This is a genomic window from Solwaraspora sp. WMMD406 (assembly GCF_029626025.1).
Lineage (GTDB): Bacteria > Actinomycetota > Actinomycetes > Mycobacteriales > Micromonosporaceae > Micromonospora_E.
Genome location: NZ_JARUBF010000001.1, coordinates 1450166 through 1470016, shown reverse-complemented (window position 1 = coordinate 1470016; position 19851 = coordinate 1450166). Strand labels below are relative to the sequence as shown.

The following is a 19851-nucleotide window of genomic DNA, read 5'->3' as shown; positions in this document are numbered from 1 at the left end:
TTTGTGCAGACCAGATACGCTGCCGGTCGCTCGGGCAAAACGCTACCTCCGATGGGCCTGAGCGCCGTCTGTCGCGAAGGAGTTCCCTGTGCAGCCCGGCTACCCAGGCCAGGATCCGTACGGTCAGCAGCCCCAGCAGCCCCAGGATCCGACGTCATCGCCCTACTCCGACCCGTACGGTCAGCCGCAGCAGCCGTACTCGCCACCGGTCTCCGGAGACCCGGCGTACGGCCAGCCCACCTCGGGCCAGCCCGCGTACGGCCAGCCCACCTCAGGCCAGCCCGCGTACGGCCAGCCCACCTCAGGGCAACCGTACGGTCAGCCGCAGCCCTACGGACAACAGCCTGGCCAGCCCTACCAGGACCCGTACGCCCAGCAGCCAGTACCGGGTCAGCCCTATCCCGCACCCGGCTACGGCGCTCCCGGGCCGCAGAAGAACAACATGCTCGGCCTGATCGGCATGATCGTCGGCATCTCGTCGATCGTGCTGGCCCTGTGCTGCCCGTTGCTGGGCATCCCGGCCGCGATCGCCGGCGTGATCCTCGGCTTCCTCGGCCGCAACAAGGCCGACCAGGGCCTGGCCGACAACCGGGGCCAGGCGATGGCCGGTCTGATCTGCGGCGCGGTCGGCATCGTGCTCGGCATCGCCAACGCGATCGCCGGAGTGGTGCTGCAGACCGGCGGCGGTCTCAACTTCTGAGCCCTGCGGAACTTCTGAACGTCGCGGTCTGCTCGGCGGTGGGCACGACAGTGCTCACCGCCGAGTCCGTATCCGGTCCGGGACACGTACCCGGCCGGTGACGGCCGTCAGCCGGTCGCCGGTGCGGCGACTGCTCGGGCCGCCGCCGCGCCGACCACCGACCCGACGGTCACCACCAGGCTGGCCACCAGCGCGACCTGCCAGCCGATCGGCCCGATCTCGGCCAGCCGGCCAGCGCCGAGCGGCCCGCCGGAAACGGTGGCGGCGGTGCCGAGAACCAGTCCGGCGACCGGCCCGCCGATCGCGGCGCCGAGCAGCAGGCTGGTCCAGCCGACCGGCGTGCCGGCCTCCGACTGTCTCATCTGAAGCGGCGTCCTCATCTGAAGCGGCGTCGACCCGGACCGCCGCCGGCCGCCGTCGGACGTCCAGCGCCGGGCCAGTACCCATCCGGCGGTCATCCCGGCCAGTACCGGCAGCGCCAGGAGCGCGGCGCTGAGGCCGCCGGCCGGACCGTTCGGTAGGCCCGCGAAGAGCGGCACCGCCGGCAGGCTGCCCAGGGTCACTTCGCTGGTGCGTACGGCCGTGTCGGCACCGAGGGCGAACCCCGGGCCCAGCAGGTACGCTGCGGACCACACCATGACGTTCGGCGCGTACGCCAGGCTGAGCAGGGTCATTCCGGCCTGACCGGCCACCCCGGCCCGGTAGGCGCCGATCGTGTCGGCGGCGTCCCCGCCGCTCACCGCCACGGACAGGCCGGCCGCGGCGGCACCGGCGGCAAGTACCAACGACGCGGCGATCAGACCGGTCCGTGTCCCGTGGCGCAACACGGCCGGGCAGCGGTCGGCCAGCCGATGGAACGCGCCCGTCGTCTGCACGGCTCCGACCAGGGCACCCAACGCGCCGAACAGCGCCAGGCCCAGGCCGGCACGCACCGGGTCGACCTGGGTGACGGTGGTCGCGGCGGCAAGTGCCGCGAGCGACCCGAGCCCGCCGTAGACGAGGCCGACAGCGACCGCCACGGTCGCGGCGCGGACCACCGATCCACTGTGCCGGGCGCCGATCGCACGGCTGGTGTGGACGCCGGCCCGACCGATCCGCCAGGCGGCGAACAGGCTGAGCATCAGCGGCGGCAGGCCGAAGGGGCCGGTCGGGGTGTCGAGTGGTACGCCGTGCCCGAGCAGCCACCCGGCGAGTCCGATCCGGGCCGCCTCGCCGATCGAGGAGTCGCCCTCGGCGAGCCGGATCAGCCACATCACGAACGCGACCGGCAGGTAGGAGAGCACCGCCGCCCAGCAGGCGGCGACCGTCGCGGCGACGGCGAGCGGGGCGCGGCCGCCCCGGCGCGACGGCGCGGCCCGCGCTGGCCGGACGGCACCGTCACGGTCATCCCGATCGGATGATCGTGGCGCCTGGTCCGGGGGGTGGGCTGCCATCGTGCCTACTTTTGCACGTCGGTGCCGACGACGGCGGACAATAATGGTCGTGGCCTGACCCGTCAGCGACCGAAGAGACCGCGAATCAGGGCGAAAAGCCGTAATCTTGGCCAGGTAGTTGGCCGTCATCGGCCGTGGTCGTGACTCGACGGAGGTCTCCGTGACCGCGCAGTACCCACCGCCTGCGGCGTCAGCCGGCAGCGATCGGAGCACCCTTTGGGGGGTCCTCGGCATCGTCGTCGGCTTACTGTGCTGCGGCATCCTCGGCGTCGTGTTCGGGTTTCTCTCCATCCGCGACGCCCGGCGGTTCGGCAAGTCACCGGTTCTCGGCTGGGTGGCGGTCGTGCTCAGCGTCGTCAACATCGTCGCCGGCGCAAGCCTCTACGCGTCGGGGAACTACCCGATCGGTTGATCCGCCCGACGGGCCGGGCGACCGCTCTCCTACCGGGTCACAGCGGTGCCGGGTGGCGTGACGGGATTCCCGTCACGCCACCCGGCACATGTGGGAAACCGGTCAGCCAGCGTTGGTGACGACCTGTCGCATCAGCCGGGCGGTCTCGCTCGGCGTACGACCGACCTTGACCCCGGCGGCTTCCAGCGCGGCCTGCTTGGCGTCGGCCGTACCGGCGGATCCGGAGATGATCGCGCCAGCGTGCCCCATGGTCTTGCCGGGCGGGGCGGTGAATCCGGCGATGTAGCCGACGACCGGCTTGGTGACGTTGGCTTTGATGAACTCGGCGGCCCGTTCCTCGGCGTCGCCGCCGATCTCGCCGATCATGACGATCGCGTCGGTCTCCGGGTCGTTCTGGAAAGCCGCGAGCGCGTCGATGTGGGTGGTGCCGATCACCGGGTCGCCGCCGATGCCGACACAGGTCGAGAAGCCGATGTCGCGCAGCTCGTACATCAGCTGGTAGGTCAGGGTGCCGCTCTTGCTGACCAGCCCGATCCGGCCGGCCGGGGTGATGTCGGCTGGGATGATGCCGGCGTTGGACGCTTCCGGCGAGGCGATGCCCGGGCAGTTGGGGCCGATGACGCGGGTCTTGTTGCCATTGGCCACGTTGTGGGCCCAGAACGCGGTCGAGTCGTGCACCGGGATGCCTTCGGTGATCACGACCGCGAGGGGGATCTCCGCGTCGATTGCTTCGATGACGGCGGCCTTGCAGAAGGCCGGCGGCACGAAGATGACCGTGACGTCCGCGCCGGTCTCTTTCATCGCCTCGCCGACACCGGCGAAGACGGGCAGCCGGGTGTCGCCGAACTCGACGTGCTGGCCTGCCTTGCGCGGGTTGACGCCACCGACGACGGTGGTGCCGGCGGCGAGCATCCGCCGGGTGTGCTTGGAGCCTTCGGATCCGGTCATCCCCTGCACGATGACCTTGGAGTCCTTGGTCAGCCAGATCGCCATTTCTAGATCACAGTCCTTCCGGGCGGCCGGACGCCGCTGCGGCCAGCTGCGCGGCCCGCTCGGCCGCTCCGTCCATGGTGTCGACCCGCTCCACGAGGGGGTTGGCTGCTCCGTCCAGGATGGCCCGGCCGGCTTCGGCGTTGTTGCCGTCGAGGCGGACGACCAGCGGCTTGGTGACCGTTTCGCCACGCTGGTCGAGCAGAGTGAGCGCTTGGACGATCCCGTTGGCGACCTCGTCGCAGGCGGTGATCCCGCCGAAGACGTTGACGAACACGCTTCGCACGTCCGGGTCGGAGAGCACGATCTCCAGGCCGTTGGCCATGACGGCCGCGCTGGCACCACCGCCGATGTCGAGGAAGTTCGCCGGTTTGACCCCGCCGTGCGCCTCGCCGGCGTAGGCCACCACGTCGAGAGTGGACATGACCAGGCCCGCGCCGTTGCCGATGATGCCGACCGACCCGTCCAGCTTGACGTAGTTGAGGTCCTTTTCCTTGGCCCGCTGCTCCAGCGGGTCGACCGCCGACTGGTCGACCATGGCCTCGTGGTCGGGGTGCCGGAAGCCGGCGTTCTCGTCGAGGGTGACCTTGGCGTCCAGGCAGAGCACCCGGCCCTCGGTCGTCCGCGCCAGCGGGTTGACCTCGACCAGCGTGGCGTCCTCGGCGACGAAGGCCTGCCACAGCCGTACGGCGATCTCGGTGATCTGGTCGGCGAGCTCGGCCGGGAACCCGGCGGCGGCCACGATCTCACTGGCCTTGGCCTCGTCCACCCCGACGGTGGCGTCGATGGCGATCTTCGCGACCCGGTCTGGTGTCTCGGCGGCGACCTGCTCGATGTCCATGCCGCCAGCCACGCTGGCGATGCAGAGGAAGGTGCGGTTGGCCCGGTCCAGCAGGTAGGAGAGGTAGTACTCCTCGGTGATGTCCGCCGTGACGGTCAGCATCACCTTGTGGACGGTGTGGCCTTTGATGTCCATGCCGAGGATGTTGGTGGCGTGCGTCACCGCCTCTTCGGCGTCCTCGGCCAGCTTGACGCCGCCCGCTTTGCCGCGACCACCGACCTTGACCTGGGCCTTGACCACGACACGGCCGCCGAGGCGATCGGCGATCGCGCGGGCCTCTTCCGGGGTGGTGGCGACGCCGCCGGCGAGCACGGGCAACCCGTGTCGCTCGAACAGCTCGCGCCCCTGGTACTCGTACAGGTCCACGTTTGCGCGTCCCGTTCCGTCTCTGCGGCGCGCCGTCGCGCCGCCGCCAGCGTGCATTCCAGATGGTGTTCCGGTCACTTCCGGTGACCGGGCTATTCGCGCAGCCTAGCGACCCGGGCCGGAGGCGCCATCGGGCGGGCGTGCGGTGTGCGCAAATGCACACGCTCGATCCGGCGGCGGCCCGGCGGAAAAAGGTCTGCCGGCGACGTAACCCCCGGTGACAGGGGTCGTTGAGTCAGATGTCGGAGCGCGAGACAGGCACCGGCACTGAAAACGGCCGATGCCCTGTCGGTCGAGGGGTGGCGGCGGGGCATCGTGCATGGAGAGGCCGGACGTGTGAGGGGTGCGTCCGGCCTCTCACCCTGTCCTGCATACGGAGCAGGTTGATGGTGTTGATGGTTCTGTCCCTACCGCTACGGAGACGAACCGCGACCGACCGAAGTCAGCCGACCTGAGCCGGTACGTGCTGGCGAACCCAGTCGACGATGGCGGCGGTGCTCGCCCCCGGGGTGAAGATCCGGGCGACGCCGAGTCGGGTGAGCTCGGCGATGTCGTCGTCGGGAATGATGCCGCCTCCGAAGACGACGATGTCGGCGGCGTCGCGTTCGCGGAGCAGGTCAAGCAGTCGGCGGAACAGTGTCAGGTGGGCCCCGGAGAGGACCGATAGCCCGATCGCGTCCGCGTCCTCCTGGATGGCGGTCTCCACGATCTGTTCGGGAGTCTGGTGGAGCCCGGTGTAGATGACCTCGATACCGGCGTCGCGTAACGCTCTGGCCACCACTTTGACGCCCCGGTCGTGTCCATCCAGACCCGGCTTGGCCACCACCACTCGGATTCGGGTTCCCATCGCCACCGCTCCCTGCCGACCGATCGATGTCGCCGGTGCCGGCAGTCGCCGCCCGGACGGGCGGGACAGCGGATCGCACACCGCCGAACGCCACTGCTTAACGAAGGTTAACCAACGATGGCACCAGCGGGGTACCCACATCGGACCCGTGAGCCACGACAGCTGAACGCACGATAAGTATCACGCGTGGTAACTAGCCGTTACCAACGACCCACCTAATAAAAGGTTACGAAAGCGGGCAATACACAACGGACGATCGCAGATCGTCAACGTACTTTCGCGAGTCGGGTTGTGGCGAGCCTAGGGGTTGGCTACCGTGTCCACGGTTGTCGTCTGGTTCCGGCCAGACCGCGACTCGGCCAGCGGGCGTTAACCAGAAGTTCCCCAACGCCCGCGACACCGCCCGAAACCAGCCGTCATCGGAGGGTGTGCGTGCGCCAGCGTTTGTCAGCAGAGCCCGATAGATATCGGGGTCGCCGCCGCGTACCCACCCCACCGCGCAGCCGCTACGCCGCCGTGATGACCACTGCCGTGGTCGGTGCCGGCGTCGTCGCGCTCGGTGCCAGCGCGATGCCGGACGCCAAGACCCTCAGCCCGGCCGCGCTGGCCGACCTGGAAAGCACCGTCGCTTTGAGCGACCAGGCGCTGGAGCGTGCCGAGGACGCCGACCGCGCGTCCCGCGACACCGAACGAGTCCCGGCGACGTCGATGACGCAGGCCGCGCCGGACGTCTGGATGCTGCCACTGCGCGGCTACACCTTCACCTCCCCGTACGGGATGCGGTGGGGCAAGCTGCACGCCGGGGTCGACCTGGCCGCCCCGGAAGGCACCGCGTTCCACTCGATCCACTCGGGCACGGTCACGCTCGCCGGCTGGAACGGCGGCTACGGCTACTGCGTCATCGTCAAACACGACGACGGCACCGAGGCGGTCTACGGCCACGCCTCTCAGCTGCGGGTCACCGCCGGACAGCGTGTCGAGGCCGGCGACCTGCTCGGCGACGTCGGCAACACCGGCCACTCGTACGGTGCCCACCTGCATCTCGAGGTCCATGTCAATGGCGAGCCCAAGGACCCGATCCCGTGGCTGCGCGACAAGGGAGTGGACATCAAGCTACAAGTCGAGGCAATCTACGGTGGAGTAGTCGAGCCGTAACCGATAGTAACGCGAAGTAGCCGCCCGAGCCGTACGCTCTGGGCGGTTTTTCGCTGCCCGACAACCAAAACTATGGTCTGCGTCACACTGCTTTTTGTGACTGGCATCACGCAAAACTCATTCCCAAATCACCCCATCGGGCATCACACCACCGCATATTCGCCCGCTCGAAGCGGGTAGCTCTGCGCTCCTCCGGTACCCCGTACCCACTGTCCGTGGTCGGCACACCACCATTTTCGGGTCCGTGCCACCTACCACGGAGGTCACCCCGTGTCGCACCCAGAGTCACCGGAGAACGCCGAGTCAGGCGCCGCTCGGCGTACCCGGCCCGGTCACCCTGCCGCGCCGGCCCGTCATCGCGCCACCGGCGGACCGCGCCGGTTGGCGGCCCGACGGCTGCCCGCCATCGCCCGGGACGGCCTCGGTCAGCTTGGCCGACTCGCCCGGCAACTGCCCGCAGCGGCCGACCTCGGTCGCCGGTCGCACGGCCGTGGCCGTACCCTCGCGGTCGCCGCGGCCGCCGCCCTCGCGCTCGGGGTCGCCGGGGTGGCCACAGCCACGACAGGCGGACCACCGGAAACCGATCCCGCCGGCGGTGGGATCACCAGCGCCGCCCAGGACCGAGCAGGTGCCGCCGACCGAGCCGACCGCTCCGACCGCTCCGCCCGAGACGGCGGCGGGGCCGCGACGACCCCCGGCGGGTCGACGACACCGGATGGGTCGACCACCGCCCCGGACAGCGACTCCTCCGCGCCGCAGACCGGGTTCGGCGAAGCACCAGCCACCTCACCGGCCGACGACCCCGACGCGACGCCTGGGGAACAGCCCGCCGAACCGACCGATCCGGCCGCTGAGCAGGCCGAAGCGGCAGCCAGCGACACCGCGGCCGCAGCGGCCGAGGCACCGAGCCCGGCCGCGCCCAGCCCGACGCCGGACTGGGTCAGCCCGATGCCCGGCGCCCAGACCACGTCCTGCTACGGCCAGCGCTGGGGGGTCTTGCACGCCGGAGTCGATCTGGCCATGCCCGCCGGCACCCAGGTCCTGGCCGCCGGCGCCGGCACGGTGCAGGTCGCGGGCTGGGCCTACACCGGGTACGGCATCTCCGTGGTCATCGACCACGGCGACGGCATCCTGACCCACTACGCGCACCTGTCGGCGACCGCCGTGTCGGTCGGCGATCAGGTCACGCCGGGCCAGGTCATCGGCTCCGAAGGATCGACCGGCGACTCCACCGGGCCGCACCTGCACTTCGAGGTCCACGCCGGGCTGTGGAACCAGCTCGACCCGGCACCCTGGATGCGTGAGCGCGGGGTCGACCTCGGCTGCTGAGCCGGCGGCTCGTCACACCGTGACGTCGACGTCCGGGATCAGAGCTTCTCGATCGGCGCGTGGCGCAGCACCAGCCACATGGTCTGGTCGCCGAAGTCGATCTGCGCTCTGGTCCCGGGCCCGTGCCCCTCGACCGCCAGCACCCGGCCCATGCCGTACCGCTGGTGGTTGACCCGGTCGCCCGCCGACACCTTGGGGGCGGCCGGCAACTCGCTGGCGGTGCTGAGCCGGCTGGCGTCCACGCCGAGGCGCTGGGCCAGGCGGGCCGCTTTCGGCGTACCGCCGGCGAAGCCGCCACCCCGCGCGACGAGCGTGCGGTCCCCGCCGCCGGACCGGCCGCCGACCCCTCCGCCGGTGCCGGACCACGACGTGTACGCGGCCTCGGTCCGTTCCCAGGTGACCAGCTCGGCCGGCAGTTCGGCGAGGAACCGCGACGGCGGATTGTAGGCCGGCTGCCCCCACGCCGACCGGGTCACCGCCCGGGACAGGTGCAGGCGCTGCCGGGCCCGGGTGATCCCGACGTAGGCCAGCCTGCGTTCCTCCTCCAGCTCCCGGGTGTCGCCGAGCGCCCGCAGGTGCGGGAACACGCCGTCTTCCAGGCCGGTCAGGAAGACCACCGGGAACTCCAGACCCTTCGCCGTGTGCAGGGTCATCAGGGTGACCACGCCCTGATGGTCGGGGTCGTCCTCGGGCACCTGGTCGGCGTCGGCGACCAGCGCGACCTGCTCCAGGAACCCGGCGACGGTGGCCGGCTCGTCGGACGCCTCGACCCGCTCGGTGTACTCGCGGGCCACGCTGACCAGCTCCTGGAGGTTTTCCACCCGGCCGGCGTCCTGCGGGTCGAGGCTCTCCTCCAACTCGGTCAGGTAGCCGGAGCGCAGCAGGACCGACTCCAGCGCCTCCTCCGGGGTGGCGGTGGCGAGCCGGTCGCGGGTCTCGTCCAGCAACGCGACGAAGTCGGCGATCCCGTTCGCCGCCCGGGTGGAGATGCCGGGGGCGTCGGCGGCCCGCCGCAGCGCCGCGCCGAAGGAGATCCGGTCCCGGGCGGCCAGTGCCTCGACGCACGCCTCGGCCCGCTCGCCGATCCCCCGCCGTGGCGTGTTGAGGATCCGCCGGATGCTCACGGTGTCGTCGTCGTTGACCACCGCCCGCAGGTACGCCAGTGCGTCGCGTACTTCTTTGCGTTCGTAGAAGCGCACCCCGCCGACCACCTTGTAGGGCAGGCCGACCCGGATGAACACCTCCTCGAAGACCCGGGACTGGGCGTTGGTGCGGTAGAAGACCGCCATGTCCCCCGGGCGGGCCCCGGTGTCGTCGCAGAGCCGGTCGATCCGCCGGGCGACCCAGTCGGCTTCGGCGTGCTCGGTGTCGGCGACGTAGCCGACGATCGGTTCGCCGTCGCCCTGATCGCTCCACAGCCGCTTGGGCTTGCGTCCGCTGTTGTTGGTGATCACCGCGTTGGCGGCGGTGAGGATGGTCTGGGTGGAGCGGTAGTTCTGCTCCAGCAGGATGGTCCGGGCGTCGGCGAAGTCGCGTTCGAACTCCAGGATGTTGCGGATCGTCGCCCCTCGGAAGGCGTAGATCGACTGGTCGGCGTCGCCGACGACGCAGAGCTCACCGGGGTCGACCCCGTCCGAACCGTCCCCCACCAGCTCCTTGATCAACTGGTACTGGGCGTGGTTGGTGTCCTGGTATTCGTCGACCAGCACGTGCCGGAACCGGCGCCGGTAGTTGCCGGCGACGTGCGGATGCGCCTGCAGCAGATGCACGGTCGTCATGATCAGATCGTCGAAGTCCAACGCGTGTGCTTCCCGCAGCCGGCGTTGGTACAACGTGTACGCCTCCGCGACCGCCCGCTCGTTCGGGCCGCTGGCGCGGTCGGCGAACTCCTCCGGATCCACCAGTTCGTTCTTGAGGTTGGACACCTGGGTCGCGAGGCCACGAGCCGGATGCCGTTTCGGATCCAGGTCGAGCTCGCGGGCGACCAACTGCATCAGTCGCCGCGAATCGTCGGCGTCGTAGATGGAGAACGTCGACTTCAGGCCGGCGTGCTCGTGCTCGGAGCGCAGGATCCGTACGCAGGCGGAGTGGAACGTGGATACCCACATCATCCGGGCCCGTGGGCCGACCAGCCCGCCGACCCGCTCCTTGAGCTCGCCGGCGGCCTTGTTGGTGAACGTGATGGCCAGGATCTGACCAGGGTGCACCTGCCGGGCGGCCAGCAGGTGCGCGATGCGGTGGGTGAGCACCTTGGTCTTGCCCGATCCCGCTCCGGCGACGATGAGCAGCGGACCGCCGGCGTGGGTGACCGCGTCCCGTTGCGGCCCGTTGAGACCGGTCAGCAGCGCCGCCCCGGCCAGCGACCGGTCGGACCGCTCGCCGCCACCGGCCGGGTCCACCACGGCGGACTCGTCACGGTCCCACCGGCCGGCGGCGGACTCGTCGCCGTGTCGCCGGCCGGCCGTCGGCGAATCCGGTGCCACGGGAACAGACGGGGCTGCTGGGGTTTCGAAGAGAGGATGCATCGCAGGGCGAGTCTATGCCGACGGCCCGACAACATCGCCGACGGCGGCACCGGACACGGGCGACCAACCGCTGCGGGAGCCGCCTCGGGACCCGACCCGCGAAGACCAGATACCCCGCTGCGTCCGGACACCTCATCCCAGCAAATGGCCCGGATCCTTGCGCCGGTGCTGGCCGGATGGGCATACTCGGGCTGTGATCCAGCGGGTGCGATTTTACTTTTCCTACGGTTCCGGGTCTCCGGCCACCGTGGGTCGCACCTGATTCACAGACCTACGACAAGCCCCGGGCCCGCGCAGAGCCCGGGGCTTCTCGTCGTCCGGGTTCCGGCACCCAGGGATCCGAGAGTCCAGGAGGCAGGACATGAGCACCAACGCGGTGGCGAAATCCGCGGACGACGCTGCGGCGCGCCCGTCGGAGGGTTCCGATCCGGTCGACCCCGACCGGTCCGGGAACCGTCAGCAGACCGGTACCGACGCGCCGGACGCCGCCGACCGCATCCTGGCGATGCGGGCCAGGATCAACGAGATCGACGACGCGCTCATTTCGCTGTGGCAGGAGCGGGCCGAGTTGTCGAGGCAGGTGGGTGCGGTGCGGATCGCCTCCGGCGGCACCCGGCTGGTGCTCTCCCGGGAACGGGAGATCGTCGACCGGTACCGGGAGGCTCTCGGTGCGGACGGCACCCAGTTGGCGCTGCTGGTGCTGCGGGCCGGTCGCGGCCCGCTCTGACCGGGGCCGCCCTCCGCGCTCTACCGGGCCCGGGCGGGCAGGGTCGTGCGATCCGGGCGTCCGTTCCGGCCATCCATCCACGCCCGCCGCCGGTGCTGGTGTGCCGATCCCGTTCGTGGATCGGCACACCAGCACCGGAACGCCTACTCGGCGACGCGCACCACGTTCCTGACCTCGGCGAAGTGGCAGGCGCTCGGATGCTGCGCCGCCCCCCGGGCGACCAGCGCCGGCTCCTCGGTGGCACAGATGTCCTGTGCCTTCCAGCATCGGGTACGGAACCGGCAGCCGGACGGCGGATCGGCCGGCGACGGCACGTCGCCTTCCAGCACGATCTGGTCGCGCAATCCCCGTACCGTCGGATCCGGCAGCGGCACGGCGGAGAGCAAGGCCTGGGTGTACGGGTGGGTCGGCCGTTCGTAGATCTCGTCCTCGGTGCCGATCTCGACGATCTTGCCGAGGTACATGACGGCTACCCGGTCGGCGATGTGCCGGACCACGGACAGGTCGTGCGCGATGAAAATGTACGACAGGCCGAGTTCGGCCTGCAGTTGTTCCAGCAGGTTGATCACCTGGGCCTGGATCGACACGTCCAGCGCGGAGACCGGCTCGTCGCAGAGGATGATCTCCGGCCGGAGGGCGAGTGCCCGGGCGATCCCGATCCGTTGACGCTGACCGCCGGAGAACTGGTGGGGATACCGGTTGATGTGTTCCGGGTTGAGACCGACCAGATCGAGCAGTTCCTGGACCCGGCGTCGGCGGTCCACCCTGGGCGCCACGTCGGGGTGGATCTCGTACGGCTCACCGATCAGGTCACCGACGGTCATCCGGGGGTTGAGCGACGTGTACGGATCCTGCATCACCAGCTGGATGTTGCGTCGGGCCCGGCGCATCTCGGCACCGGACTGGCCGGCGATGTCCTGCCCGCGTACGACGATCGACCCGGCGGACGGCGTCTCCAGCCCGACCAGCAGCTTGGCCAGGGTGGACTTGCCGCAGCCGGACTCGCCGACGATGCCGAGGGTTTCGCCACGACGCAGTTGGATGTTGATCCCGTCGACGGCGCGGACCGCGCCGATCTGCTTCTTGAACAGGATCCCCCGGGTCAGCGGGAAATGCTTGACCAGGTCCTTCGTTTCCAGGACAACGTCACTCATCGCCCTTGACCTCCTTCCAGAAGTGGCAGGCGGAGGTGCGCGTCAGCGCCACCTGGTAGCGCGGCGGCGGCGGGTCGGCCCGGCAGACGTCCTGCGCGTAGCGGCAGCGCGGGTTGAACGAGCAGCCCGGCGGAATGTTCGTCAACGCCGGCGGCAACCCTCGGATGACGTTCAGCTCCTGGCCTTTGAGGTCGATCCGGGGAATCGACTCCAGCAGGGCCTTGGTGTATGGGTGCGCGGGCGAGCCGTAGATGTCGCGAACCGGCGCTTCCTCGACGACCCGGCCGGCGTACATCACCGAGATCCGGTCCGCCACGTCGGCGACCACTCCCATGTCGTGGGTGATCAGCACCAGGCCCATGTTGCGTTCCCGCTGCAGCTCGGCGAGCAGGGACATGACCTGCGCCTGCACCGTGACGTCGAGGGCGGTGGTCGGCTCGTCGGCGATCAGCACCTCGGGGTCGAGGGCCAGCGCCATCGCGATCATCACCCGCTGGCGCATGCCGCCGGAGAACTGGTGCGGGAAGTCGCTCACCCGCTGCCGGGCCGCCGGGATCTTCACCATGTCGAGCAGTTCCACCGCCCGGACCTTGCTGTCCGCCCGGGACATGCCCCGGTGTTTGCGGAACAGCTCGGCCAGTTGGAATCCGACGGTGAAGACCGGGTTGAGTGCGGACAGCGCGTCCTGGAAGATCATCGCGATCCGGTTGGCCCGGATCTTGCGGCGCTGGGACTCCGGCAGCTTGAGCAGGTCGACACCGCGATAGCGGATCTCGCCGCCGGTGACGTACCCGGGCGGGGAGTCGATGATCCCCATGATCGCCTGGGCCGTCACGCTCTTGCCGCAACCGGATTCGCCCAGGATGGCCAGGGTTTCACCGGGCTGCAGGGAGAAGCTGACCCCGTTGACCGCGTGCGCGACGCCGATCCGGGTGCGGAACTCGACCTGCAGGTCCTTGACCTCGAGCGGCGGAGCGCTCGAGTCGAGTCCCGGCAGGGCGTCGATGGTGGCGGTGATCTGTTTGTCCGTCGTCATGGCTCGCCTCACCGCAGCTTCGGGTCGAGGGCGTCGCGTAGCGCGTCGCCGATGAGGATGAAGGACAGTACGGTCCCGACGAGCAGCCCGCAGGGGAAGATCAGCAGCCAGGGGTCTTCGAGGAAGTAGACCTGGTGCTGCGAGATCATGATTCCCCAGGATTCCTCCGGAGCTTGCAGGCCGACGCCGAGGTAGGTCAGCGTCGCTTCCGCGGAGACGAACGCGCCGAGCGCGATCGTCGCGTAGACCAGCATCGGGGCTACCGAGTTGGGCAGGATGTGCCGGAGCATCAGCCGCGTGTGGCTCGCACCCATCGCCTTGGCCGCTTGGACGTAGTCCAGCCCTTTCGACGACAGCACGCTGCCTCGCATGATCCGAGCGATCGTGGTCCAGCCGAGCACCACCAGCACGGCGGTGAGCGTCCAGACGTTCTGCTGCTTGATCACCGTGAGGAAGACGATCGCGCCGAGCAGGAACGGCAGCGAGAAGAAGATGTCGACGATCCGGGAGATGATCGCGTCGGTCCAGCCGCCGAAGTAGCCCGAGAGCAGCCCGGCGGCACCACCGAGCAGGACGATGCCCAGGGTGGCGAAGATGGCGATCCGCAGAGACGGCTGGGCGCCGTAGATCGCGTGCGCGTAGTAGTCGCAGCCGAGGTTGTTGAACCCGAACGGGTGGTCGCCGCTCGGTGGTGTCCGGCTCCGCTGCACGTTGCAGTCGCCCGGATCCTGGCTGGTCCAGAGCCGGGGGACAGCGGCCATCGATCCCACCGCGAGCAGGTAGAGCGACGCGGCGAGGAAGATCGGGTTGCGCAACAACTGCCGCCGGGCGTCGGCCCAGAGGCTGGCGTTTCGTTCCGGCTTGGCTGCCTTGGCCGGATCGGCCGGCGGTGGCGTGGTCTGTGGCGCGCCGGTCGCGGGCTCCCCGTTGGTCGGGGGCTCCCCGGTGGACGACGCCGCCACGCCGCTGGTCGGGTCACTCATGGTGCCACCTCACTACGCTCGGACCACCGCAGATCCGTTGCGGGGCCGTGCTGGATGGACGGGTGCGATCACTCATAGCGGATCCTCGGGTCGAGCACCGCGTAGAGCAGGTCGACGAGCAGGTTGGCCACCAGGAAGACGAGCACCAACATGGTGACGATGCCGATCGCCACCGGAGCCTCACCGCTGGTCGCCGACTGGGCGACCTCGGAGCCGATCCCTCGTACGTTGAAGATCCGTTCGGTGACGACCGCGCCGCCCATCAGCGCGCCGATGTCCACACCGAGCAGCGTGACCACCGGGATCAGCGAGTTTCGCAGGGTGTGCACCCCGATGACCCGCTTGTTGGCCAGGCCCTTCGCTTTGGCGGTCCGCACGTAGTCGGCCCGGATGTTCTCCAGGATGCTGGTCCGGGTCAGCCGGGCAGTCGTCGCCAGCGAGGTGGCGCCGAGCACCAGACCAGGGATGATCAGGCTGGCGAACGGATATTCCACTTTGAACCCGGCGCTGAACACGCCTCGCGATATCAGCTCGGGAACCCAGTCCATGTCCCGTAGTTCGTTGCCGAACTTGACACCGACGTACTCCCGCACGATCACGCCGAGCACGAAGATCGGCACCGAGATGACGAGGACCGTGGAGATCTTCACCAGGTAGTCCCAGAAGCTGCCGCTGCGCAGTCCGGCCAGCGTGCCGGCGGCGATCCCGACGATCGCCTGGAAGATGATCGCGATCAGGACCAACTTGATGGTGTGTGGGATGGCCGTCGCGACGATGTCGGTGACCGCTCGCTGCCGCAGGTCGATGCCGAAGTCACCTTGCAGCATGCCGAACAGTCGCTCGCCGAACAGCTGCAGACACGGGTTGAACGGCTGACTCAGGCAGGGGTCGTCGTAGCCGAGCTTCTCGGTCAGGGCGGCGAGCTGGGAATCGGTCGGCCGCCGGTCGCCGAACAGCGCCCGGACCGGGTTACCGCTGAACTGGATGCCCACCGACGTCACGTAGTGAAGCAGAAACAGGGTGCCCAGCATGGTGGGAATGAACTGGAGCAACCGTCTGATGACGTAGCGCCCCATGACGGGGGTCTCCTCTCGGCGCTAAACGTGGCGGCAACAGGCTCCTTATGGGAGCCTGCTGCCGCCACGTCGCGTTACGACTTGATCAGTCAGACCTGCGGAATCAGGCGTTGTTGAGCGTGATCTTGCCGTACTCGGCGTCCGAGATCTTGTTCCAGTAGAACTCGTCGACGTTCTCGCTGTACAGCGCGGCGACCTTGCCGAACCACATCGGGATGACCGGCAGGTCCTCGACGATCAGGTCTTCGGCCTGGTTGTAGAAGGGGATCGCCGCCTCGAGGTTCTCGGCCGAGTCGCCCTGGGTGATCAGCGCGTCGAACTCGGGGTTGGAGTAGCCGGAGTTGTTGCTGCCCGATCCGGTGCCGTACAACGGCTGGAGGTAGGTCTCCACCACCGGGTAGTCCGGGCCCCAGCCGAGCCGGAACGGACCGGTGAACTGCTTGTCGTCGGCGGTGGCCAGGTACTCAGGGAACTGCAGGTTGACCCGCAGGGTGTAGTCGATGCCGAGCGCGGCCTTGATCTGGTCACCAACGGCCTGCAGCCACTGGTCGTGACCGGCACCGGCGTTCGCCCAGAGCTCCAACGGACCGCCCTGCCAGCCACCGGCCTCGGCCAGCAGCTCCTTCGCCCGCTCGATGTCCTGGGTGCAGTACTCGCAGACGCCCGGACGGTAACCGTCGAAGGTCGGGGCCACGATGCCCTCGGCCGGGGTGAACCGGCCGTCGAAGACGGCGTCGATGATGCCCTGCCGGTCGAGCGCGAGCGAGAACGCCTGGCGGACCCGCTTGTCGGCGAAGTTCTCGTTGTACAGCGGGAATCCGACGTAGGTGAAGCTGTCGCCCGGGGCCTCGTACATCCGGTCGCCGTACTGCGCCTTGGCTTCGGCGTACCGGGCCGGCGGGACGGTGTACATGACGTCGAGCTCGCCGGACTGGAAGGCGGCGTAGCCGGCGTCCACATCGGCGTAGATCTTGTAGGAGAGGGTGTCGGCGGCGCCCTTGTCCTCGCCGGCCCAGGTCTCGCTACGGGTCAGCGTGATGCTGACGTCGTGCTGCCACGAACCGTCCATCTGGTACGGGCCGTTGCCGATCGGCGTCTCGTTGCAGGCGTCGGTGTCGGCGACGCAGGCCTCGGCCATCGGGAAGAAGCCGGAGTAGCCGACGATCGCCGGGAAGCCGGAGAACGGCGCCTTCAGCTCGACGGTGAAGGTCAGGTCGTCGACCTTCTGCAGACCGGACAGCTCCTCGGCGACCGGAGCCGGAGCTTCCTGCGGGCCGTCGCCGTCCGGGTCCTCGCCGAGAGAGACCTCGTCGATGCCGGCGATGCGCTTCATGAAGTACGCGTTGTTCTGGGCGTTCGGCCCGTACGCGGTGAAGTTCCAGCTACGGATGAAGGCGTCGGCGTTGACGGGCTCTCCGTTGTCGAAGGTGTAGCCGTCCTTGAGCGTGATCGTCCAGGTCGTGTTGTCCTCGGACTCGATCGACTCGGCCAGGTCGTTCTCGGGCTCGCCGGTCTCGGCGTTGTACTTCACCAGACCGCGGTAGAGCTGGCGGATGACCAGGATGGACGGCTCGTCGTCGCCAGCGGACGGCAGCAGGAAAGCCGGCTCCGAAGCGTAGATACGAAGATCACCGCCGGAGTCGTTCTCCGTGGTCTCTCCGCTGTCGCTACTGCAAGCGGTGGCGAACAGAGCGATGGCGGTCGCTGCGACCGCCACCTTTAGGGATTTCCCACGCATGGGAGAGCCTCCTCAGGGCGCTCACGGGGGGGTTGTGAGGTGACTGACACTGTGACACCAGGTAGCCCGTTGCGTGAAGGTGCCGTTATCAAGCCGATACGCGGCCGGGACGGTGCCGATACGCCGATCGAGATCCTTCGACCTCGCCTCGAAACCGCTCTGACCTGGGCATCGGACCACTCTACAACCCTGGTTACCACGGAGTAGGAGACCCCTGGTGTGACGTTGCCCGCGAGCCCCCCGTCACGATTGGATGTCAAGTTAATACGGAGAGTTACCACTTGCCCGAGACGACCGGCTGTCGGATACGACAGCAATTGCCGGTTTGTAAAACCCGGGTTGCGGCCAACCTCAGCAGGTCACTCCAGAACCGGGTCGATCAGGAGCGTCAGCTCGGTGGGCCGCCATCAGGTTCCCACCATCCGGGAGATCGAGCAAGTCCGACGAACGGTCAGATGAGCCGACGATCGGCTGCCCATCTGGATAGTTCGTACCGGTTCGACATCTGGAGCTTGCGCAGCACGTTGGATACGTGCGTTTCGACCGTCTTGATCGAAATGAACAACTCTCGGGCGATCTCCTTGTACGCGTAACCACGGGCGAGCAGCCGCAGCACCTCACGCTCCCGGTTGGTCAGCAGGTCCAACTCCGGATCCACCACCGGCGCGTCCGGTCGGGACGCGAACGCGTCCAGCACGAACCCGGCCAGTCGCGGGCTGAACACCGCGTCCCCGTCCGCCACCCGGTGGATCGCCGAGGCCAGGTCCTCCGGGGAGATCGTCTTGGTCACGTACCCACGGGCTCCCGCCCGGATCAGACCGATCACGTCCTCCGCCGCGTCCGACACGCTCAACGCCAGGAACCGCACCGCCGGCCGGTCGCCGGAACCACGCAGCACCGCGTCCAGCACCGCCCGGCCACCGCCGTCAGGCATGTGCACGTCCAGCAGTACGACGTCCGGGCTGGTCGCGACGATCTTGCTGATCGCCTCGGTGACCGTGCTCGCCTCACCGATCACGTCCACGTGGGCGCCGAGCTCGGCGCGTACCCCGGCCCGGAACATCGCGTGGTCGTCGACCAGGAAGACCCGCAGCCGACGCCCGCCCTCCGAGGCAGACCCCCCGCCGGTCGACTGACTCGTGGTCGGTTCCGACATCTCGCCCATCCTCTCCCGTACGCCTGGTCACGGACCGCTGGCTGGTCCGCTGTCCCGCGCGGACTGTCCGGCTGTGGCCGGACCATTGTCGGCTTCCCGCCTGGCCCGCCGGTCGAGCGGCATGGTGAGGCGGACCTCGGTGCCTTCGCCGACCGCGCTGATGATCTCCGCTCGCCCGCCGTGCCGGCGCATCCGGCCGATGATCGAGCCACGCACCCCGTGTCGATGCTCCTCGATTTGATTCAGGTCGAACCCCGCCCCCCGGTCCCGGACGAAGACACTCAACTGTTCCGGCTCGGCCTCGGCGTACAGCGACACGGTGCCGACTCCGGCGTGCCGGGCCGCGTTGACCAACGCCTCCCTGGTCGCGGCCACCAGCGCCCCGACCCGTTCGTCGGTGGCGTGATCGCCGACCACGACCGCCTCGACGCTGAGCCCGAACGTGTCCTCCACCTCGGCCGCCACCTGTTCCAACGCCGCGGCGAACCGTTCGGTCGGCGAAGCCGTCGGCTTGTACAGCCAGTTCCGCAAGGTACGCTCCTGCCCTCGGGCCAGCCGCTGGACCGTCTTGGGGTCGGCGGCGTTGCGCTGGATCAGCGCGAGGGTGTGCAGGACCTGGTCGTGGATCATCGCGGCGAGCTCGGCCCGTTCCTGTTCCCGGACCCGGGCCTCCCGCTCGGCGCGCAACTGGTTGAAGGTCCGCCACAGCACCGGGGCGGTGACCACACCGACCCCGGCCAGCCCGACCAGGGCGAAGATCACCCCGTTGACGACCGCCGCGAAGTTGCCCCGCGGCGAGTAGACCGCCGCCACCCCGATCACACCGACCGCCACCAGCAACCCGCCGCCGATGAACCGCAGCAGGAACGCGCGGCGGTCGCTCTCCTCGACGACCGCGCCGAGCCAGGGCACCTGCGGCAGTGTCTGACTCCACATCCGTCGCCGCTCCGGGGCCGACTGGTGCCAGATGATGCCCGCGCCGACCGCGATGATCGCGACCAGCCAACCAGCGGTCGCACTCACCCCGGTGGAACCGAAGACCATCACCTGCAGCAGCAGTACGCCGAGGCCGATCGCCACGAACGGCAGCAACTCGGCCAGGTTCCGCCGTTTCGGCGGGCCGGCGGTGGCCGGCGGAACGACCGCCCAGAAGGCGGCGTAGAGCAGCACACCGAGGCCGCTGAACCCGAGCAGGACCACGAAGGCCACCCGGACGCCGACGACCGGAAGCCGCAGGTGACGGGCGATCCCGGCGGCCACTCCGGCCACCACCCGCTGCTCCCGGCTGCGGTACAGCCGTGGTTGCTCGATGACGGTGGTGATCGCCGTCTCCCTCCGTACCGCCCCCTCGCCTGGTGTGGTCACCAGCGGCTCCGATCGTCA

The 19851-nt window shown here is 69.3% G+C and carries 17 protein-coding genes; 5 read left to right on the top strand and 12 right to left on the bottom strand.

Annotation, left to right across the window (positions count from 1 at the left end):
* Positions 1 to 88: 88 nt before the first annotated feature.
* Positions 89 to 700: a DUF4190 domain-containing protein gene (locus O7632_RS06705; RefSeq protein WP_278112308.1), complete on the top strand. Its 612-nt coding sequence runs from the start codon at positions 89 to 91 to the stop codon at positions 698 to 700.
* Between the two features lie 107 nt (positions 701 to 807).
* Here the strand turns inward: O7632_RS06705 and O7632_RS06700 are convergent, their stop codons facing one another.
* The gene (locus tag O7632_RS06700; RefSeq protein WP_278112307.1) at positions 808 to 2133 is read right to left on the bottom strand and encodes a DUF6350 family protein; all 1326 of its coding nucleotides are present in this window, start codon (positions 2131 to 2133) and stop codon (positions 808 to 810) included.
* A gap of 160 nt (positions 2134 to 2293) precedes the next feature.
* Between O7632_RS06700 and O7632_RS06695 the strand changes: the two genes are divergently transcribed.
* Positions 2294 to 2545, top strand: coding sequence for a hypothetical protein (locus tag O7632_RS06695; RefSeq protein ID WP_278112305.1), 252 nt, complete (start codon positions 2294 to 2296; stop codon positions 2543 to 2545).
* 102 nt (positions 2546 to 2647) lie between these two features.
* On the opposite strand, the gene sucD is transcribed toward O7632_RS06695, so the two are convergent.
* From sucD to O7632_RS06680, 3 genes are all read right to left on the bottom strand, one after another.
* Complete coding sequence (gene sucD, locus O7632_RS06690) at positions 2648 to 3538, bottom strand: succinate--CoA ligase subunit alpha (protein ID WP_278112303.1); 891 nt, start codon at positions 3536 to 3538, stop codon at positions 2648 to 2650.
* A gap of 7 nt (positions 3539 to 3545) precedes the next feature.
* Positions 3546 to 4742: an ADP-forming succinate--CoA ligase subunit beta gene (gene sucC, locus O7632_RS06685; protein ID WP_278112301.1), complete on the bottom strand. Its 1197-nt coding sequence runs from the start codon at positions 4740 to 4742 to the stop codon at positions 3546 to 3548.
* 442 nt (positions 4743 to 5184) lie between these two features.
* Positions 5185 to 5589 carry a cobalamin B12-binding domain-containing protein gene (locus tag O7632_RS06680; RefSeq protein ID WP_278112299.1) on the bottom strand — a complete coding sequence of 135 codons (405 nt, stop codon included), beginning with the start codon at positions 5587 to 5589 and terminating at the stop codon, positions 5185 to 5187.
* Between the two features lie 432 nt (positions 5590 to 6021).
* On the opposite strand from O7632_RS06680, the gene O7632_RS06675 reads away from it, so the two are divergent.
* Positions 6022 to 6744 (top strand): M23 family metallopeptidase, encoded by a 723-nt coding sequence (locus O7632_RS06675; protein WP_278112297.1) that lies wholly within the window; start codon positions 6022 to 6024, stop codon positions 6742 to 6744.
* Positions 6745 to 7014: 270 nt separating this feature from the next.
* On the top strand, positions 7015 to 8073 hold the full coding sequence (locus tag O7632_RS06670) for a M23 family metallopeptidase (RefSeq protein ID WP_278112296.1): 1059 nt from the start codon (positions 7015 to 7017) through the stop codon (positions 8071 to 8073).
* Between the two features lie 38 nt (positions 8074 to 8111).
* On the opposite strand, the gene pcrA is transcribed toward O7632_RS06670, so the two are convergent.
* Entirely contained in the window at positions 8112 to 10598 is a 2487-nt protein-coding gene (gene pcrA / locus O7632_RS06665; protein WP_278112294.1) for a DNA helicase PcrA, read from the bottom strand.
* Between the two features lie 361 nt (positions 10599 to 10959).
* Here pcrA and O7632_RS06660 point away from each other — a divergent pair, with 361 nt between their 5' ends.
* Positions 10960 to 11325, top strand: coding sequence for a chorismate mutase (locus O7632_RS06660; protein ID WP_347403560.1), 366 nt, complete (start codon positions 10960 to 10962; stop codon positions 11323 to 11325).
* Between the two features lie 143 nt (positions 11326 to 11468).
* Here O7632_RS06660 and O7632_RS06655 read toward each other — a convergent pair whose 3' ends face one another.
* From O7632_RS06655 to O7632_RS06625, 7 genes are all read right to left on the bottom strand, one after another.
* Positions 11469 to 12479, bottom strand: coding sequence for a dipeptide ABC transporter ATP-binding protein (locus O7632_RS06655; protein ID WP_278112292.1), 1011 nt, complete (start codon positions 12477 to 12479; stop codon positions 11469 to 11471).
* Positions 12472 to 13515 (bottom strand): ABC transporter ATP-binding protein, encoded by a 1044-nt coding sequence (locus tag O7632_RS06650; protein WP_278112290.1) that lies wholly within the window; start codon positions 13513 to 13515, stop codon positions 12472 to 12474. The genes O7632_RS06655 and O7632_RS06650 overlap by 8 nt, the downstream gene beginning before the upstream one ends.
* 8 nt (positions 13516 to 13523) lie before the next feature.
* Entirely contained in the window at positions 13524 to 14498 is a 975-nt protein-coding gene (locus tag O7632_RS06645) for an ABC transporter permease (RefSeq protein ID WP_278112288.1), read from the bottom strand.
* A 68-nt stretch (positions 14499 to 14566) separates the two neighbouring features.
* Positions 14567 to 15574 (bottom strand): ABC transporter permease, encoded by a 1008-nt coding sequence (locus O7632_RS06640; protein WP_278112286.1) that lies wholly within the window; start codon positions 15572 to 15574, stop codon positions 14567 to 14569.
* Positions 15575 to 15677: 103 nt separating this feature from the next.
* Positions 15678 to 17312, bottom strand: a complete 1635-nt coding sequence (locus O7632_RS06635) for an ABC transporter substrate-binding protein (RefSeq protein WP_278112284.1) — start codon at positions 17310 to 17312, stop codon at positions 15678 to 15680.
* Between the two features lie 451 nt (positions 17313 to 17763).
* Entirely contained in the window at positions 17764 to 18468 is a 705-nt protein-coding gene (locus tag O7632_RS06630; protein WP_278112281.1) for a response regulator transcription factor, read from the bottom strand.
* Between the two features lie 27 nt (positions 18469 to 18495).
* Positions 18496 to 19791: an ATP-binding protein gene (locus tag O7632_RS06625; RefSeq protein ID WP_278119887.1), complete on the bottom strand. Its 1296-nt coding sequence runs from the start codon at positions 19789 to 19791 to the stop codon at positions 18496 to 18498.
* Positions 19792 to 19851: the final 60 nt, after the last annotated feature.

Bases quoted from the DNA above. Each gene is read 5' to 3' on its own strand.
- O7632_RS06630 (WP_278112281.1), bottom strand. From the start codon at position 18,468: ATGTCGGAACCGACCACGAGTCAGTCGACCGGCGGGGGGTCTGCCTCG.
- O7632_RS06700 (WP_278112307.1), bottom strand. From the start codon at position 2,133: ATGGCAGCCCACCCCCCGGACCAGGCGCCACGATCATCCGATCGGGAT.
- O7632_RS06650 (WP_278112290.1), bottom strand. From the start codon at position 13,515: ATGACGACGGACAAACAGATCACCGCCACCATCGACGCCCTGCCGGGA.
- O7632_RS06660 (WP_347403560.1), top strand. From the start codon at position 10,960: ATGAGCACCAACGCGGTGGCGAAATCCGCGGACGACGCTGCGGCGCGC.
- O7632_RS06635 (WP_278112284.1), bottom strand. From the start codon at position 17,312: ATGCGTGGGAAATCCCTAAAGGTGGCGGTCGCAGCGACCGCCATCGCT.
- sucD (WP_278112303.1), bottom strand. From the start codon at position 3,538: ATGGCGATCTGGCTGACCAAGGACTCCAAGGTCATCGTGCAGGGGATG.
- O7632_RS06655 (WP_278112292.1), bottom strand. From the start codon at position 12,479: ATGAGTGACGTTGTCCTGGAAACGAAGGACCTGGTCAAGCATTTCCCG.
- O7632_RS06645 (WP_278112288.1), bottom strand. From the start codon at position 14,498: ATGAGTGACCCGACCAGCGGCGTGGCGGCGTCGTCCACCGGGGAGCCC.
- O7632_RS06680 (WP_278112299.1), bottom strand. From the start codon at position 5,589: ATGGGAACCCGAATCCGAGTGGTGGTGGCCAAGCCGGGTCTGGATGGA.
- pcrA (WP_278112294.1), bottom strand. From the start codon at position 10,598: ATGCATCCTCTCTTCGAAACCCCAGCAGCCCCGTCTGTTCCCGTGGCA.
- O7632_RS06640 (WP_278112286.1), bottom strand. From the start codon at position 15,574: ATGGGGCGCTACGTCATCAGACGGTTGCTCCAGTTCATTCCCACCATG.